Source organism: Mesorhizobium sp. M0938 (assembly GCF_040319125.1).
GTDB classification, from domain to species: domain Bacteria; phylum Pseudomonadota; class Alphaproteobacteria; order Rhizobiales; family Rhizobiaceae; genus Mesorhizobium; species Mesorhizobium robiniae.
This window is the reverse complement of the sequence record NZ_JAMYNS010000022.1, coordinates 45,867-62,215: the sequence shown is the minus strand read 5'-3', so window position 1 is coordinate 62,215 and position 16,349 is coordinate 45,867. Positions and strand designations below refer to the sequence as shown.

15 protein-coding genes and 1 pseudogene are annotated in these 16,349 nt (G+C 63.9%); 5 read left to right on the top strand and 11 right to left on the bottom strand.

The features are described 5' to 3' along the window. Positions 1-13: 13 nt before the first annotated feature. Positions 14-970, top strand: a complete 957-nt coding sequence (locus NKH73_RS28520) for a LysR family transcriptional regulator (protein WP_352937957.1) — start codon at positions 14-16, stop codon at positions 968-970. A 399-nt stretch (positions 971-1,369) separates the two neighbouring features. Further along, complete coding sequence (locus tag NKH73_RS28515; protein ID WP_352937911.1) at positions 1,370-1,591, top strand: hypothetical protein; 222 nt, start codon at positions 1,370-1,372, stop codon at positions 1,589-1,591. Between the two features lie 19 nt (positions 1,592-1,610). On the opposite strand, the gene NKH73_RS28510 is transcribed toward NKH73_RS28515, so the two are convergent. The 7 genes from NKH73_RS28510 to NKH73_RS28480 all read right to left on the bottom strand — a co-directional run bounded on the left by NKH73_RS28510 (position 1,611) and on the right by NKH73_RS28480 (position 8,621). After that, complete coding sequence (locus NKH73_RS28510) at positions 1,611-2,237, bottom strand: NAD(P)H-dependent oxidoreductase (protein ID WP_352937909.1); 627 nt, start codon at positions 2,235-2,237, stop codon at positions 1,611-1,613. Beyond that, positions 2,234-2,665 carry a nuclear transport factor 2 family protein gene (locus NKH73_RS28505; RefSeq protein WP_352937907.1) on the bottom strand — a complete coding sequence of 144 codons (432 nt, stop codon included), beginning with the start codon at positions 2,663-2,665 and terminating at the stop codon, positions 2,234-2,236. The genes NKH73_RS28510 and NKH73_RS28505 overlap by 4 nt, the downstream gene beginning before the upstream one ends. Next, a complete protein-coding gene (locus tag NKH73_RS28500) occupies positions 2,662-3,489 on the bottom strand; it encodes an energy-coupling factor transporter transmembrane component T family protein (protein ID WP_352937905.1) in 828 nt (275 codons plus the stop codon). The genes NKH73_RS28505 and NKH73_RS28500 overlap by 4 nt, the downstream gene beginning before the upstream one ends. After that, on the bottom strand, positions 3,490-5,265 hold the full coding sequence (locus tag NKH73_RS28495) for an ABC transporter ATP-binding protein (RefSeq protein WP_352937903.1): 1,776 nt from the start codon (positions 5,263-5,265) through the stop codon (positions 3,490-3,492). It lies immediately after the preceding gene. Beyond that, positions 5,265-6,041: an ECF transporter S component gene (locus tag NKH73_RS28490; protein ID WP_352937901.1), complete on the bottom strand. Its 777-nt coding sequence runs from the start codon at positions 6,039-6,041 to the stop codon at positions 5,265-5,267. The genes NKH73_RS28495 and NKH73_RS28490 overlap by 1 nt, the downstream gene beginning before the upstream one ends. A 194-nt stretch (positions 6,042-6,235) precedes the next feature. Beyond that, positions 6,236-7,141 carry a LysR family transcriptional regulator gene (locus tag NKH73_RS28485; protein WP_352937899.1) on the bottom strand — a complete coding sequence of 302 codons (906 nt, stop codon included), beginning with the start codon at positions 7,139-7,141 and terminating at the stop codon, positions 6,236-6,238. A gap of 199 nt (positions 7,142-7,340) precedes the next feature. Further along, the gene (locus tag NKH73_RS28480) at positions 7,341-8,621 is read right to left on the bottom strand and encodes an NAD(P)/FAD-dependent oxidoreductase (protein ID WP_352937897.1); all 1,281 of its coding nucleotides are present in this window, start codon (positions 8,619-8,621) and stop codon (positions 7,341-7,343) included. Between the two features lie 109 nt (positions 8,622-8,730). Here NKH73_RS28480 and NKH73_RS28475 point away from each other — a divergent pair, with 109 nt between their 5' ends. From NKH73_RS28475 to NKH73_RS28465, 3 genes are all read left to right on the top strand, one after another. After that, positions 8,731-9,405 (top strand): GntR family transcriptional regulator, encoded by a 675-nt coding sequence (locus NKH73_RS28475; protein ID WP_352937895.1) that lies wholly within the window; start codon positions 8,731-8,733, stop codon positions 9,403-9,405. Between the two features lie 27 nt (positions 9,406-9,432). Then, positions 9,433-10,218 carry a pseudouridine synthase gene (locus NKH73_RS28470; RefSeq protein ID WP_352937893.1) on the top strand — a complete coding sequence of 262 codons (786 nt, stop codon included), beginning with the start codon at positions 9,433-9,435 and terminating at the stop codon, positions 10,216-10,218. Between the two features lie 345 nt (positions 10,219-10,563). Then, entirely contained in the window at positions 10,564-11,604 is a 1,041-nt protein-coding gene (locus NKH73_RS28465; protein WP_352937891.1) for an Acg family FMN-binding oxidoreductase, read from the top strand. A gap of 236 nt (positions 11,605-11,840) precedes the next feature. On the opposite strand, the gene NKH73_RS28460 is transcribed toward NKH73_RS28465, so the two are convergent. The 4 genes and pseudogenes from NKH73_RS28460 to NKH73_RS28445 form a co-directional block, all read right to left on the bottom strand. Next, on the bottom strand, positions 11,841-13,571 hold the full coding sequence (locus NKH73_RS28460; protein ID WP_352937889.1) for a Na/Pi cotransporter family protein: 1,731 nt from the start codon (positions 13,569-13,571) through the stop codon (positions 11,841-11,843). An 84-nt stretch (positions 13,572-13,655) separates the two neighbouring features. Next, positions 13,656-14,744 carry a phosphate ABC transporter substrate-binding protein PstS gene (gene pstS / locus NKH73_RS28455; RefSeq protein ID WP_352937887.1) on the bottom strand — a complete coding sequence of 363 codons (1,089 nt, stop codon included), beginning with the start codon at positions 14,742-14,744 and terminating at the stop codon, positions 13,656-13,658. A gap of 348 nt (positions 14,745-15,092) precedes the next feature. Then, the gene (locus NKH73_RS28450) at positions 15,093-15,836 is read right to left on the bottom strand and encodes a 2OG-Fe(II) oxygenase (protein ID WP_352937885.1); all 744 of its coding nucleotides are present in this window, start codon (positions 15,834-15,836) and stop codon (positions 15,093-15,095) included. Positions 15,837-15,949: 113 nt separating this feature from the next. Beyond that, positions 15,950-16,342: pseudogene (locus NKH73_RS28445) on the bottom strand (EamA family transporter); the annotation flags it as partial. Positions 16,343-16,349 lie beyond the last annotated feature (7 nt).

The following is a 16,349-nucleotide window of genomic DNA, read 5'->3' as shown; positions in this document are numbered from 1 at the left end:
CTATATAGTCGGCATGCACCAAGTGAATTTACGTCGTGTCGATCTGAACCTGCTGGTGGTGCTCGAGGCGCTGCTTGACGAAAGAAGCGTTACTCGGGCCGCCGTCCGTCTGAATATGAGCCAGCCGGCGGTGAGCCGTGCGCTGTCGCGGCTACGAAAGCTGTTCGGGGACGCTCTTCTGGCGGAAGGGCGCACAGGTTACATGCTCACTGCCCGCGCCGAAGGGATTCGGCCAGCGTTGCGCAGCACACTGGCCGACATCGCTACGATGCTCGGGGCGAACCCCTTCGACCCGGCAACTGCAACCGGTCATGTGCGGCTGCTGATGATGGATCTTGAGACTGCCGCGTTGGCGCCTCATCTGCTTGCTCGTCTCGCCGTCGAAGCACCGGCGCTCGACCTGGACGTTCTGCCGCCCAGCGCAACGGCGATCGAAGCACTGGAGGAGAATGCCGTGGATGCGCTCGTCGGCGTCTTCGACGATGCGCCCGCGGGCATCCGCCGGCGCGGCCTTTATCAAGACCGCTTTGTCACGCTGATGCGCGCCGGGCATCCTGCAGCGGCCCATGAGCTGACGCTCGACCGATATCTCGAATTGGGACATATCGTGGTGAGCGTCACCGGCGTCGGACCGGCGTTTGTCGACGTGGCGCTCGCCGGTGTGGGCCGACGACGACGGGTGAGCGTGCGCGTACCGAGCTTCCTTGCGGCAGTGGAAATCGCTGCCCGCTCCGATCTGATCATGACGCTGCCGTCGAGCCTGGCGCAGATGGTGGGGGGCCGTTTTGTCTCGCTGCTCCCGCCGCTTGATCTCGACAGCTTCACGATGAGCCTTCTCTGGCACGCGCGCCACCAGGACGAGCCTCGGCACGTCTGGTTGCGGCATGCCATCGCCGCCGCCGCAACAGCGCTGAGCGCGTCCGGCGCGTCCATCGCCAAAGGCAGCGTCCGTTCGCAGCCTGCTCCTTGACGAGTGGCGGGCAGTGCCCCGGACAAGTTTGTCCCGAATGGATCAGGCGCCCGATACAGACTCGGTGGTCTCGAGGATGGAGAGCAAGGTTCCTTCCATGTTGGGCTCCTCGCCCGGACAGACGCACAGCACTTCGGCGTCGCCTCCCCAACCGACAGATAGGCGTGACCCATGGTGGAACCGATATAGACGCATGTTGCGCGGGCAGCGTTTCGAGATGGCCCGCCTGCCTGCCGGGTGGACCCCGCCGTATTATTTCGTGACCGCGTTGCGCTGGAACCTTCCCTCGCACCACGCGTTCGGGGCGCTGTATTCGCCATGCCTCATATTTAGGCAAAACGGGCAACAGGCGAATACCGGTGGGGAGGCAAAAGCATGGGTTGGGGAGGAGCAGTCGTTATGTCGAACCGTGAAATCGGAACGTCCCACACATTGAACCGGCGCGTCGCTGACCTTAGGGCCAGGATGCAGAGCGCCCGGATCTCCGGGCATGAGATAAAAACCTTTCAGAAGGTCGCCGCCGTCATAGGAGGAGGAGAAGGCGCCCTGCGCCTCGATGCCGACGACCTGATTGCCGCATCTTTCGTTGTCGAGATGCTGGACGATTCCAGGCCGAATTGACGACCATAGACCTTGGCAATCAGCCGGGCACCATGTCGGAGGCCACGGAGACGGCGCGTCCAAGGCTGGCGACCGCTTTTCTGACGCGCTGCAAATGCGCCTGGCGCTCGGCTACGGAGACTGTGTCCATCCGGTAGAGCGCCAGGAATTTGGTCGAGCACAGCGGATGGCAGACGGAGCGGAAGCCGCGCAGCAAGGTACGCCGGCCGGGCTGGCCCATGATCCACGACATCAGCGGCGTCGCGCCGCATGTCGTCATCACCAGCACCCGGCGTATGTGCCGCAATTTGGGACGCGGACCGCGCTGCGCCGTCGGCATCTCGAAGGCGAAACCCGGCACCAGCACCCGCTCCAGCCAGCCCTTCAGCATCGCCGGCAGGCCATACCACCAGGTCGGATAGATGAAGATCACCGCCTGCGCCCAGCGCAGTTCCTGCGCCCGGTCGTGCACCGGTTCGAGATTGGCGGCATTGTCGTGATACCCGCGCCATTCGTCGGCACGCATGACCGGATCGAATCCGGTCGCGTAAAGGTCGAGGAGATGAACCTCATGGCCGTGGTCGGCAAGTGTCTCCAGCACTGTGTCGCGTACAGCCCCGTTGAAGCTGTCGGCGCAGGGGTGGCAATAGACGACGAGGACTTTCATGCTGTTCTCTGGGGGCTGTGGTGATCCTCCACGGCGCTTGCGGTGTCGAAATATTCGCGCCACGACAGGATGCGCCTGCCGCCGTCGAGATCGATGAGGATGGCATCCTCGGTCAAGCTGCGGGCGCCGTCGCGCCGACGCGTCACTTCCCATAGCCATTCCAGCGCCACCCGCCTGCCGTCGGCGGAGGCAAAGGCCGAGGTGACGGTCACGGAGAGATCGCCATAGTCGCGATGGAAGTCGGCGATGGTGCGTGCCAGGGCGTGAAGCGGCACCCGATTGCCTGGCGCCGTCAGCACCCCGTCGGGGTGCCAGTCGGCGGCAGCGGCCGAAAAGTCGCCGGATTTCCACGCATCCGCCTGGCGTTCGAGCATGCCAAGTGTGGCGGCATCGCAATCGATCCTGCCATCGGGAGCCAATATGGTCACAGCACGGCACCTCCCAGTCCAAAGACGAGTCGGCCCGCCAGCGCCCCGCAAAAGACGGCGAAGCAGGCGCCGATCACCAGCTTCTCGCCGACCGACAGCTTTTCACGCGCCGGGTGCAAGCTGGTGCGGTCGGCCGAGCCGTTGAAGGCTTTCGCCTGCAGCGCGATTTCCATGAGTTGCGCCTTGGTCAGCGAGATCATGATCAGCGGCACCAGCATGCGGCCGAGCGCGATCAGCTTGCGCAGCATGCCGATGCTGTCGATGTCGATGCCGCGCAGCCGCTGCGCCTCCTTGATGCCCTCCAGCTCCTGGAACAGCAGCGGCACGAAGCGGAACGTCGTCGAAAACAGGAACGCTATGCGATAGGGAACGCCGATGCGCACCAGCCCGAGCACGATGTCGTTGGGCTGGCTGGTCATGAACACCAGCTGGAATGCCAGCATCGGGATCAGCACGCGGCAGCACACCACCAGGCCGAACAGTAGGCCTTCGACATAGAAGATGTTCAGCGAACCGAAGAGCGGCACGCCGGGCGGCACAGTGAACACCGGCGTCTTGCCGAACGGGCTCCACAGGCCCTGGATCACCGTGATCAGCACCAGCGCCGGCAACACGATCAGAGTGAGCTTGCGGATGGTGGCGGCGGTGATGCCGGCCGAAAACATCAGCCCGACGATGACGGCGAGGAACGCTGCCTGCAGCACAATGCTGTTCCAGACGAAGATCAGCGAGCTTGCGAGCAGAAGCGGCGCGAACTTCACCCGCATGTCGGCTCGGGCGAAAATGGTCTCGGCCGGCAAAGGCTGGATGGCATAGCTGACCATCTAGGCAACCTCCAGCCGCGCGCCGAGCATTGCCGCCAGATCATCCGGCCCAAGCGGGCGGGCGGCGGCAAGGGCAGGCATGTGCTCGGCAAAGCGCACCGTCTGCGGCGGCACCAGACCGGCGGCGGCCATCGCCGAATTGTCGTAGAAAACGTCCCGCAGCGGGCCGTCACCGACGATCTTACCGCCATCCATGACTACGAGGCGGTCGACATAGCCCGGCAGCAGGTAGAGATGATGGGTGATGAGCACCACTGTCTTGCCTATCCGGTTCAGCGTCTGCAGCATGTCGAGTATGGCCAGCGATCCGCGCCAGTCCTGGCCGGTGGTCGGTTCGTCGAAGATCAGTATCTGAGGCTCGAGCGCCAGCACGGCGGCGATGACGACGCGCAGCCGGTCGCCGCGGCTGAGCGACATCGGATGCTGGTCGGCGGCGTGGGCGAGGTCCATCGCCGTCAGCGAGCGGCTGACGGCGATATCGATATCGCTCTTGGGCCGCTTCATCATCGACAGCGCGAAGCCGACTTCCTTAGCCACCGTGTCGCAGAAGACCTGGGCATGCGCGTTCTGCGAGACATAGCCGATGCGCTGCGCAAGCTCGCTCACCTTGAGCGTCGAGATGTCGTTGCCGGCGACGCGCACCGTACCCGAGGACGGCGAAAGCAGATGCAGGAAATGCCGCACCAACGTGGATTTGCCGCTGCCGTTGCGCCCGACAATACCGAGGAATTCGCCACTGGCGACCGTCAGGTCCACGCCGCGCAGCGCCTGTGTGCCGTCGGGATAGATGTGGGTCAGCCCCTCGACCGCCAGCGCAGTCCCGACCTTGGAGATATCGCGCCGCGTCTCCACCGGGGCGGCTGAGAGAGAGATCGTCAACGGATTTGCCTTGATCGCTGCCTTGGCCGCGGCCAGCGTCACCGGCCGCGCCGCGGGTGGGCTACGGCCACGCGCGGGCGCATTGCGGGCAAGCACCTCGAAGCTGCGCACGATGTCCGGCGGGCGCACGCGATGTTCGGCAAGCATCCCGGTGGCGGCAAAGACGGTCTCAGGCGGTCCCTCGGCCGCGATCCTGCCCGCGGAAATGAGCAGGATACGATCGGCGATTTCCGCCAATTCCTCGCTGGCGTGGCTGGTGATGACGACGGTCAGGCCGTTCTCGCGATTCAATCGCCGCAGTATGGCGAAGACTTCCGCTGCGGCGATCGGATCAAGCTGCGAGGTCGGTTCGTCGAGCACGATGATGTCGGATGACAGTGCCAGCGCCGCGGCAATCGACAGCCGCTGCTTTTGGCCGCCCGACAGGTTCGCTGGATGCCTGGTCTCCTGCCCGGTGAGACCTACTGCCTCCAGCGCCTCGCCGACGCGCCGGGCGATTTCCGGCGTCGGTATTTTGAGGTTCTCCAGCGCGAAGGCGACTTCGCCTTCAACCGTGGTCGCGGTGATCTGCGTTTCGGGATCCTCGAACACCATGCCGACCAACTGCGCCAGCCGGCTGGTCGGCGTCTCGATCGCATCGAGGCCGGCGATGTGGACGCTGCCAAAGAATTCGCCGCCGAAGAACTGCGGCACGATCCCGTTCAGCGCCAGACAGAACGTCGTCTTGCCGGCGCCGGTCGGGCCGATCACGCCAACGATCTCGCCGCGGCCGATCGTCAGGTTGATCTTGTCCAGTGCCGGGCAATTGGCGCCAGGATAGCGGTAGCTGACAGTGTCGAAGCGGATGAGCGGACCATCGGTCCGCTCATCCTCACCCGATGAATTGATCGGTGGCATCAGTAACCCGCCAGCTTCGCCCTTGCGATGGGAGACCGGCGAATGGCTGCGATGAGCGCGAAGGCGACCACCGCTCCAACGGCGGTGAAGACGACGCGTTCCGCGAAGATGATGAAGATCAGCGGCGGCCACACTTCGGCCGGCCACGGATTGGTGGCGAAGGACGGCACCCAGTTGAGCTGGATGCCTGCCGTCGAGCCGAAGAAGAACACGACGAAATAGGCGCAATAGAGCGACAGGCTCGCCGTGCCGTTGCGGATCTGGTCGATCGCCCAGTTCCTGATCTGCGGAATGGCGATCAGGATCAGCGCCACATCGACCGTGAAGACGTTGCTCAGCCACAGCCAGAAACCGATGCCGAAGGACAGCGACTGATAGAGGTAGATCAGGTTTGCGGCGAGCGTGATGATCCAGGGCACATACCAGAGCGAGCGGTTTGGATACATGACCATGCCGACGGCAAAGGCGCTCATGGCGCCCATCAGCGGGCTCCAGGGTCCGAGGTTGGTGTAAGGCGCGATGACATTGCCGACGACGATGCCGATGACCGAAGCGATCGGTCCAGCGATCGGCCCAAGCAGCAGGCCGAGCAGCGGATGGATGACGTCGTGCAACGGCCACCCTCCCCCCATGCCGCCGACCACGATCGAGGCCGGGATGAAGGCGAGCACGGCGACGAGTGCCGCCAGGATGGCCGTATAGGATACGGGCGCGCCTCCGATCGAGACGCCTCCTGTCGTCACCAGACTGCGCGGTTGCGGAGCATCGGCTGTCATTGTTGTTCCCCTTGTTGAGCAGCGTTTTCGCTGGCTAAGTTCCCAAAGAGAATGTGGCCGAAAAGTCCGGTGCGTCAAAGCATCAAAGAACGCGCACCCCGTTGCCTTTCGGGCAACGGGGTCCCCCGCCGCTCGACGCTGGCCGTCACCGTCAATGACGGGACGCCACCTCTAACCACAAGCGCCTGTTGCGTTCACGATCCGCTCTGGCTTGCGATCAGGCTGCTCAGCCGTTCGAGCAGGTGACTGGGCAGCGGCGCCAATCGACCGCGAGCGCGATGCACGACGCTGAGCCGCTGGCTGAAGCGGGCAAGTTCGGCGATCGGAATGAAGGTAACCGCCCGGGAAAGATGGCTGTGCAGCACGTCGATCCGGTTGAGAATGGCGATACCCTGATCGAGCATGGCGAAATGCTTGAGCAGCTCAAAACTGTTGGATTCCAGCACCGGCTCAAGCGACAGGCCGGCAGCGGCGCAGGCATGGTCGAAGTGATCGCGCAGCGTGACGCCAACCTGCGGCATGATCAGCGGAAACCGCCTGAGGTCGCCAAGGCGCAGCACGGCTTTCGAGGCAAGTTCATGGTCGGGCAGCACGACGGCGCCGCAATGGCTCCACATCGACTCGGCAACGGTCAGGTTGGGTGTGTCTGGAAGATCGAACGCAAAACCCAGGTCGATCTCCCCGGCCGCGACCTGCACGGCGATGTCGCCGGCCGCCAGCACGCTGACCGAAAACCGTGTGAAGGGCCGTTCGCGGCGATACTCGGCCAACGCATAGGACAGCATGTCGTTGGCGAGCCCGCCCACGGTGGCGATCGATGCGCTGGCGAAACGGCCGTCCTTCAGCGTCTCGATCCGTTCGATCGCCCTTTTGTGATGCTTCAGCGTTTCCCTGGCGTGGGTGATCAGCACCTCGCCGGCGGCGGTCGGCCGCATCTGGCCTGGCAGGCGCTCGAAAATCGGCGTCCCCAACTGTTGTTCCAGCGCGATGATTTGCCGGTTGATGGCCGACGCCGCGACGTTGAGCGTCACCGCCGCCTTCCGGATCGAGCCGCAGCGGGCCACTTCGTCGAGATAGCGAAGCAAACGGGAGTGGATCAAGGGATCTCCGGCTGGTGTTACGCTGCTTGGGCCGCAGTGCATCAAGACGGAACACCGTCAGCCGCGTCAAGGCCCGCGCGTTCGCCCGAGGCTGGTTGCTGATGCTCCACGGCGCCCCCTCTGTCCCGCCCGACCTCTCCCTCTCACACAGGGAGACAGAACCCCTTTTTTCTCAAAGGGATACAAGCCAGACGTGAATCTATGCGAGAGGCATTCTCGCCGTATCGAAGGCGCATTGGCAAATTCCCCAGCCGGGAAAGCGGTCCGGGCGCAGCCATGGCTGCGCCGGGTTGCCGTCTCCCGAAAGCACCGCGTCCACCAGCCAGCGCGCCGTGGCTGGTGCTGCATGCATGCCGATCGAGCCCATGCCGCCATGCACGAACAGGCCTTCGATATCAGTCTTGCCGGCGACCGGCAGGCCGTCGGAGAGCATCGGCCGGTTGCCGGGATAGACGTTGCTCACCCGCGGCGAGCCAAGGCCGGGCAGCATGCGCAGCGTGCGGCTGGCGATCCGGCTCGCCATATCGGTATTGCGAACCAAGTCGCGAAAAGCCGGCTGGACCGATGCGCCGAGCCGCGCATCGCCGCCACGCATCGGATTGAGGCAGATGGCCTCGACGGCCGGCTGGTCGTCCCGCTGTTCGGCGACGTCGGCAAGGCCGGCGAGGCTCATCCGCTTTCCCAGCTCCTCCTGGTCCGGCCATGTCAACTCTTCGACGATCCACGGCAGCTCGAAGTCGAGCTTGCCCAACTGGATCAGCCAGCCGCGGCCGGCGGTGAACGGCAGGCCGGGCAGCGGCCCGTCGCCGACGGTTCGCCGCAGCAGGTCCGACATCCACAGCCCGTTGGCGATGAAGACGAGATCGGCCGATATGATCCCCTGATCGGTCAGCACGCCCTGGACCTTGCCGCTCTTCGAGAAAATCTGGGCGACGCGAAGCCCTGTCCGGATCACCGCACCGGCCTCGCGGGCGGCGTGGGCGAAGGCATGTGTTGCCCCCATCGGCTCCAGCGTCCAGGCGCGGCCGACGTGATAGCCGCCCGCCACCTTGAAGCCGATGCGCGGATGATCCCGCGCGAGCTCCGCGCCGGTGATCTTCTCCATGGCGACACCGGCGGCCCGGTAGCGATCGGCGACCGCCCCGGCCGCCTCGAAACTGGTCTCATCCTCCGAGATGAGCAGGTGGCCGATCTTGCCGAACTCGAACGGCACCGCCCCTTGCGAAAGCTCCTCATAGATCGACGCGCAGGCGTCGAGCATTTCGACCACTTCTGTCTGCGGGCCGCTGAGCAAGGTGCCGGTGTTGCGCCCCGAAGATTCGGCGGCGATCGCCGTCTGTTCGAGAACGACCGTTTTGACGCCCCTCGACGCCAGCTCGTAAGCCAGCGTGCAGCCGGCGATTCCACCACCGATGACGACGGCATCGACCGGCCTGCTGTTGGAGCACGGTTTCTTGTGCGGATCCGATCCGAGCGACATGGAGCTCCCCCTGCCGATACGCGGCAATCCTGGATACCGGTATACGAGAATACAGATATCCGCACAAGCCGCTTTCTGTTAGGCAAGCTCCAGGTGATAGGAGAATCGATTGCGCGAATTTGGCGAAGGCTTGATGCAGAAACCGCTGACCGTGGCGGAGCAGGTGGCCAACGTGCTGCGCGAATCGATCGCCGACGGCAGCCTGGCGGCCGGCACGCCGCTGCGCCAGGACGACCTGGCCGAGCGCTTCGGCTTCAGCCGCATGCCGGTCCGCGACGCGCTTCGCCAGCTCGAAGCCGAAGGCATCGTTTCGATCCATCCGACCAAGGGCGCGCATGTCGCCAGGATGGATGTTACCGAGATCAGGGAGATCTTTGCAGTCCGCGCACTGCTCGAAAGCGAGGCGCTGCGGCTCTCGGTGCCGAACCTCGGCATCGAGAAGCTCGACGAGGCAGGCCATGTGCTCAACCAGATCGATGCCGAGCCGAATGTCGGCCGCTGGGGAACGCTGAACCGTGCCTTTCACCTGGCCCTTTACAGCGCCTGCGGCAACGCCCGGCTCCTCGGTCTCATCGAAGCCCACCACAATGCGGCCGACCGCTACGTTCGCGTTCTCCTGTCCAACCTCAACTATCGCAGCCAATCGCAGGAGGAGCACCGCGACCTGTTGACGACCTGCCGGCACCGTGATGCCGCCGCGGCCGTCCGCATCCTGCGAAAGCACCTCAGCGAGGGGATGGAAACGCTGGCCCAGGCTGGAGACGGGCCGGCGGGAAAGTCCTGACCTTTGCCGCAACGACCACGCAAGATCATGACGCCACGACCGAATGTCGGCCGGCAACGCGCCGCGCCTAGTGCCGGGGCCAGCACTCCCCGAGCAAATCCCCCCGGAGTCAGCCTTTGCCGCGCGCTGTCGAAACTCGGTCTGTGTTCGCGCAAGCAGGCGGAAGTTCTGGTCGCCGAAGGCCGCGTCCGGGTCGCCGGCAAAATCGTGCGCAACGGCTCGATGCGCGTCGATCCCGGCCGCGACCGCATCGAGGTCGACGGCAGCCGCGTCATTGCCGAGCGCAAGGTCTATCTGATGATCAACAAGCCGCGCGGCCTGGTCACCACCCGGGACGACCCGCAGGACCGCGGCACCGTCTATGACTGCCTGGCAGAACTCGACCTGCCCTTCGTGTCGCCGGTCGGCCGCCTGGACAAGGCCAGCGAGGGCCTGCTTTTGATGACCAACGACACGCGCTTCGCGCAGCGCTTGCTAGATCCAGCCTCGCACGTCGCCAAGATTTATCACGTGCAGATCGGCGCCCTGCCCGACGAGGCCATGCTGGCGCGGTTGCGCGCCGGCGCTAGAGTCGATGGCGAGGATTTGACGGCGCGGTCGATCGACATCCTGCGCAGCGGCACCAGGACCGCCTGGCTGGAAATCACCCTCGACGAAGGCCGCAACCGCCATATCCGCCGGCTGCTCGGGGCGCACGATGTCGAAGTGCTTCGCCTCGTGCGGGTGGCGGTCGGCCCCTTGCAGCTCGGCGACCTTGCCAAAGGCAAGGCCCGCCACCTCACGGCCGAAGAGCTGGCGTTGTTCGCGGCCTGAGCGTGCTGGCAAGCGAGAGCCACCACGCACCGCACGCAGCGGTCGTATCGGGTGGGAATGCGACGGGTGGTCTCTTTTGTGTTAATCGATGTGGTCCATCACATCGCAGCGCCTGAGACGCGCGAGCGATCCTGAGAAATTTTTTGTTCGCAGCCAGAATGGAATTTTTCACAATCGGAAGGCGACATGCGGCCATCATTCGTTGGCGATCGAAGTGTCGCCATTTGGAACCAACGCGCATGCCGGCCATTTCATTGGGACCGACACTGATCGTCGTCGCTCGCATTGCATGCGAAACGAGATGACCAGTGTGCCTCAGGCGGCCAATGACGCTCGGTGACGCTGATGTTGCAGTATACCCCAATCCTCCAAGCCATTGCCTACGGTGTCCACGCCCCGAATCCGCACAACACCCAGGCGTGGAAATTCGAAGTCACATCCGATACGGAGGCCTTGTTCTACCTCGATGAAAGGCGCTTGTTGCCGGCTACCGATCCTCCGGCCCGGCAGATTCATATTGGTGCTGGCTGCGCCATCGAGACGCTCGCCATTGGCATGTCCAGACACGGTTACACGACTGAGGTCGAGCTTCTGCCCCAGGGCGCACATGGGTTCGAGGAAATCGGGCGCAAGCCGGTGGCGCGCATCGTGCTTCGTTCGAACGCCACAACCCGGCCTGACAACCTGGCGGACGGGATCAGCCGACGGCAAACCAACCGAAGGCCCTATGCAGGCCCCCTCGTCACTGACCACGAGGCAGAGCACATACGGGTATTGGCTCCGGCCGACAATATGGAGGTGCTGGTCCTCAGCCAGCCCGAACGGATGCGGCCGTTGCTGGACGTCTTCTACAGAGCATTCGAGATCGAGGTGAAGACCCCACACGTCTACGATGAGACGCGGGACTGGTTCCGCTTCAGCGAGCATCAGCGAAGGGACCGACGTGACGGTCTGAGCATTCCTCAACTCGGATTCGATGGACTGAAGGCGCGCCTGATGGAGTGGAGCCTATTCAATGGCAGCCCAACGCTGTGGTTCAGCACTCTCGCCACGAACTCAACCCTGAAGGACACGCGGCACGGTATCGAAAGCGCCAGAGGACTTGTGCTTTTGAAGACCGGAGCCAACGACCAATCAACCTGGCTGGAGGCGGGACGGGCCTTCGCGCGAGTACATCTCGGTCTCACACAGCTTGGCCTCACCTGCCATCCCTATAGCCAGGTGCTGCAGGAGTACCCGGAGATGGCGGCGCTGCAAACGGAGTTCAACCGGCTCCTCGGGGTTCGCGCACCCGAGAAGATTCAGATGGCAGTCCGGATCGGTCGGGCCGAGCGCGCCTACGTCGCGCCACGTCGGGATCCTCGCAACTTCCTCGTCGGTGGCTAACAGAAGGCTGAACCGCTATCCATCGCCGCCATGGATGCTGAGTTCGACGTCACCGGCGGCGGCGAAGCCGCGGTAAACTGACATCAATTGTGTCGACGGACTTACATCAATTTGTGTCGACGGTTTCGCGGGATCGCTCGCCGCCAATGGTAAAACGGAGCGTTGTCCGCCGACCGGCAGAGTGGCATCGCCGGACGGCGATACCGCTCAATTTATCCTGCCGGCGGACCAGATGATTACTCGGCCGGAACCGGGCTGAGGCCGGTATCGCCCATCGAGTGCGGCCTGGCTTCCTTGCGTGCCGAGGCACGGGCGAGCACGCTCTGCCGGTTGATCGATTTGCGCTCGGCATCGATGCGTTGGATCAGGATTTCCGCGCGTTCGATCGACCCGAGCAGGGCCAGGATCGTGCCGCGTTCGGCCGCGCCCGCATTCGGTCCGAGCGCCAGCGTGCGGGCACGCAGTTCCTCGACCTCCGGCAGATTGACATGGCCGGCCGGCATCTGTGGGTTGGAGATGCCGTAAGTCGGCAAGATCTCCCGCAGCGAAACATCGAGCTTGCTCAACGCGACGTCGACGATGGCCTGCGCCGGGCCGCTGAACTTCTCGCGCCTGACACGGCGTGCCACCTGATGCATCGATTCCGTCAGGGCAGCCGTGAAGTCGGCTTCTTCGATCAGGCTGGCGATCAGGTCGAGCTGGTCGTAGGGCAGATCCTCCTTCATCAGTTCGGCGGTGTAGGCACGGATATCGCGGCTGAGAATGTCGGTTGCGAGATAGTGCTCGCCCGGATCCGACGGCGCCTTCTTGGCCGAGCGTGCGATGTCGAGGAACATGGCGCCGGCCTCGAGGTGACGGGCCGTCTCCTGCTGAACGGCGGGAACGGCCTTGGCAAAATCGCCGGCCAGCTTGCGGTCGAGGAATTTCGGCGTCGAGAAATCCTCCGTGTCCTCGGCATCCGTGTGGCCGACACGTGACAGAACCCGCTCGAACACACCGATGAACGGGAACAGCAACAACGTGTTGAAGACGTTGAAGAAGGTCGAGTAAAGGCCGACCGCGACCGGCACCAGGGGGAAGGTCTCCTTGCCGTCGACGATCACCGGAATGGAGGGATCGCCGCCGAAGAACTGCATCGCCCATCCCAGGACCTGCATGGAGACGAAGAACAGCGGGATGGTGATGCACACGCCGATGATGTTGAACGAGATGTGCGCGTAAGCGGTCCGCTTGGCATTTTTCGAAAGATTGAGCGAAGCCATCCACGAGGTGATCGTGGTGCCGAGGTCCGCGCCAAGCGAGAAGGCGACGGCCGTGGTCCAGTCGAGAATGCCGGCGGCGCCAAGACCCATCACAATGCCGATCGTCGCCGAGGACGAATGGATCATGGCGGTCACGCCGGCGGCGATGAACACGCATTTGAGAAGGTTGATATAGGAGTCGGCCGTGAGGCTTTGCAGCAGGGCCATGACTTCGGGCAGATTGCGAAGCGGGCGCAGGCCGCCGGTCATCAGGTTGAGGCCGTAGAAGATCAGCGCGAAGCCCATGCCGGCGAGCGCTATGTTCTTGACCTTTTCACTTTTGGCGAAGCAGTAGATCAGCGAGAACACCCCGGCCAGAATCAATCCGAGCGGACCGAGCGGCAGGGCGATCAGCCCGTTGCCGAGCGTGGTGCCGATATTGGCGCCCATGATCACGCTGATCGCCGGTCGAAGCGCGATCACGCCGGCGTTGACCAGGCCGACGACCATGACGCTCATCGCCGTCGACGACTGGATGACGCCGGTGATCAGTGTTCCTGCCAGCACGCCCTTGATCGGCGTTCCAGCGGCCTTGGCGAGAAAGGCTCGCATCCGGTTGACCGAAAGCGCCTGGATGCCGTTCGCCATGAAGTCCAGGCCAAGCATGAAGATGCCCAACCCGCCGATCACCGGCACGAGGATGTCCTTGAAGATGTCTATGTCCATGTGACGCAGTCCCCAACAAGCCGTTACCACGGCGCGATATGACGTTAAGTTCAGATGCTGCGCGAGGCAGCCTGGCTCTTCCGCTCAGTTTCCGACGGGTGCTTGCCTTGCCCAGTATTGTTCGACCTGGTCGACGAGCGCCTTCGGCAGCGGCACATAGCCGAGCGCGGTGGCGTCGCCGGCGCCTTGCGCGAAGGCGAGCCGGAAAAGGTCGTGCACCCGGCGATAGCGATGTTCCGAACGGCCCGAGACCTGAACGACGGCGAACACCGCTGTGCTGATCGGATAGGCGGCATCTCCGTCCCGATCGGTCAGTGAGGCGAAGAAATCGGTCGTTTTCGCCCAGTCGACGGACGTCGCCGCAGCCTGAACGCCATCCGGCTCGGGCTTGACGAATTTGCCGGATTTGTTCTCGATCAGCGCGTAGGAAAGGCTCGCGCGCTGGGCCTGACCGGATTCGGCATAGGCGATCGCGCCCTTCGTGTCATGCACGGCTCGAATGAGGTTTTGAGTGCCTTCCGCATCGGTGCCGAGCGGCCACGAGATCAGCGTATCGGCGCCGTATTTGGCCTTCCACTCCTCGCTGACCGCCGACAGATACTCCGTGAAGACAAAGGTCGAGCCGGAACCATCCTTGCGATGGAGCACGCTGATCCTGAGATCGGGCAGCGTCAGATCCGGATTCGCCGCCTTGATCGCGGGATCGGACCATGACTGGATCTTGCCGAGATAGATGTCGGCCAGAAGCGGCCCCGTCAGGCGAAGGCTTCCCGGGCCAATGCCGTCGAGATTGACGACGACGGCGATGGCGCCCATCACGATCGGAAACTGCTGGCGGCCGGTTTTCCTGAGCTCGGCGGCGTTGATCGGTGCATCCGTCGCCGCAAAGTCCATATCCGGCTGATCGAGACGCAGGACGCCGGCGAGCGAGCCGACGATTTCATAGTCGACCTTCCAATCGGGCGAAACATAGTCGCCGCCATCGGCGCGGGCGCTCTCGTAGGCGGCTGCCCATTTGCCGATGATCGGGGCGGCCAGCGTCGATCCGGCGCCGCGAATAGGCTCAGCCTGTGCAGCGGCGCCGATCGTCAAGGCAACGGCAAGCGCGATGGCGCCACTTCCGGTTATTTTCGCCCATTTGCGCCGTAGTGACAAAAAGCTTGCTGAAAACATCTGGCGACCCCCCAACTATACTGCGCAAACAACTGGCTAATTCTCAGTCCTGGCAGATATCAACAGTCGTCCGCCCAGCGAATGAACGCCGGTCGAGAAACAACATCGCCATCGTATGAACCTTGGTTAACGATTGGATGACAGAGATCTTGGTGGGCGAAACTTTTTATTCGGATTTCCGCGATCGCCGCGATTGCCTGAATTGTTCAGCAAGCCCCAGCGCGATCGGCCAGCTCGGCGACCTTGCCAAGGGCAAGGCACGCCATCGCGCCGCCAAAGACGGGCAAAGTTTCAGGACTGAGCTGGCCCCGTCGCCTCTACGCAGCCATTCGAAGTTTAAGACAAACCTTACTTCGCGTCGTGGAAGATGATGCCGACAGTGTGGCGCGTGCCGGAGCGAAGCCGGCTGACGCCGTGCCTCAGATTGACCCGGTAACTACCCTTGCTGCCTTGCACCGGGCGATTGTGGACCGCGAAGGCGACCGCGTCGCCCTGGCGCAGCGGCACCACCTCGGCGCGGCTCTGCATGCGCGGGCGCTGTTCGGTCAGCACGAACTCGCCGCCGGTGAAATCCTTGCCAGGTTCGGACAGCAGGATCGCCACCTGCAGCGGGAAGGCAAGATCGCCGTAGAGATCCTGATGCAGGCAGTTGAAGTCGCCGGGACCATATTGCAGCAGCAGCGGCGTCGGCCGCTTCTGCCCCTGCTCGTGGCATTGCTCGAGGAATGCGGCGTGTTCGTCCGGGTAGCGCTGGGCGATGCCCATGCGCTCGTTCCAGTCGTTGGCGACCGCGGCAAGGCGCGGATAGAGCGCGGTGCGCAAGCCGCCGATCAGCTCGGGCAAGGGATAGCGGAAATAGCGGTACTCGCCCTTGCCGAAGCCGTGCCGCGCCATATGGACATGGCTGCGGAAATGGCTTTCGTCAGGATAAAGCCCTGCGATCTCCCGGCACTCGTCCGGTGTCAGCAGCTTTTCCATCACCGCGCAGCCATAGCCGCTCATCTCCTCGGCCAATACCTGCCAATCATATCCAGCGACGCGCGTCTCCGCCGATCGGACCGCTGCCTTCGAACCTATCGAATGAATGGTCATGGCTTTGCCTCCTGTGGCTTCGTCCCGACATCAGATGGGTGAAACGGCGCGAGCAAACCACCCGTTTCATGCCAACGGGCCGCGCATGGTGGGGTGTGTTGCGTCTCACAATCTCAAGCACCGGTGGCGCCGTTTTCGGGCGCTGGCCTGACCGCTCCGTCCCCCAAAGTGGCGAGGTGGAGGGCGGCGCCGAGCATGATCGTCGCCCCCAGCATGCCAACGAACGATGTCCGCTCGCCCAGGAAAAGTGCCGCGCCCAGGGCGCCGAACACGCTTTCGGCGCTGACGATTACCGCCGCGTGGCTGGCCGAGGTGAAACGCTGGGCAATCGCCTGGATGCCGAAGCAGACGGCTGTAGAGAATACGCCCAGCACAAGCAGCTGCGGCCAGGCATCGAACGCATTGGCAGGCGACAGATTGCCATGGAAGAAGCCGAGCGGCAGGCTGATCACCGCCGCGCCAAGGAACTGCGCCGCCATGGCGGTGAACGGGCGTCCATAGGTCTGCGCATGA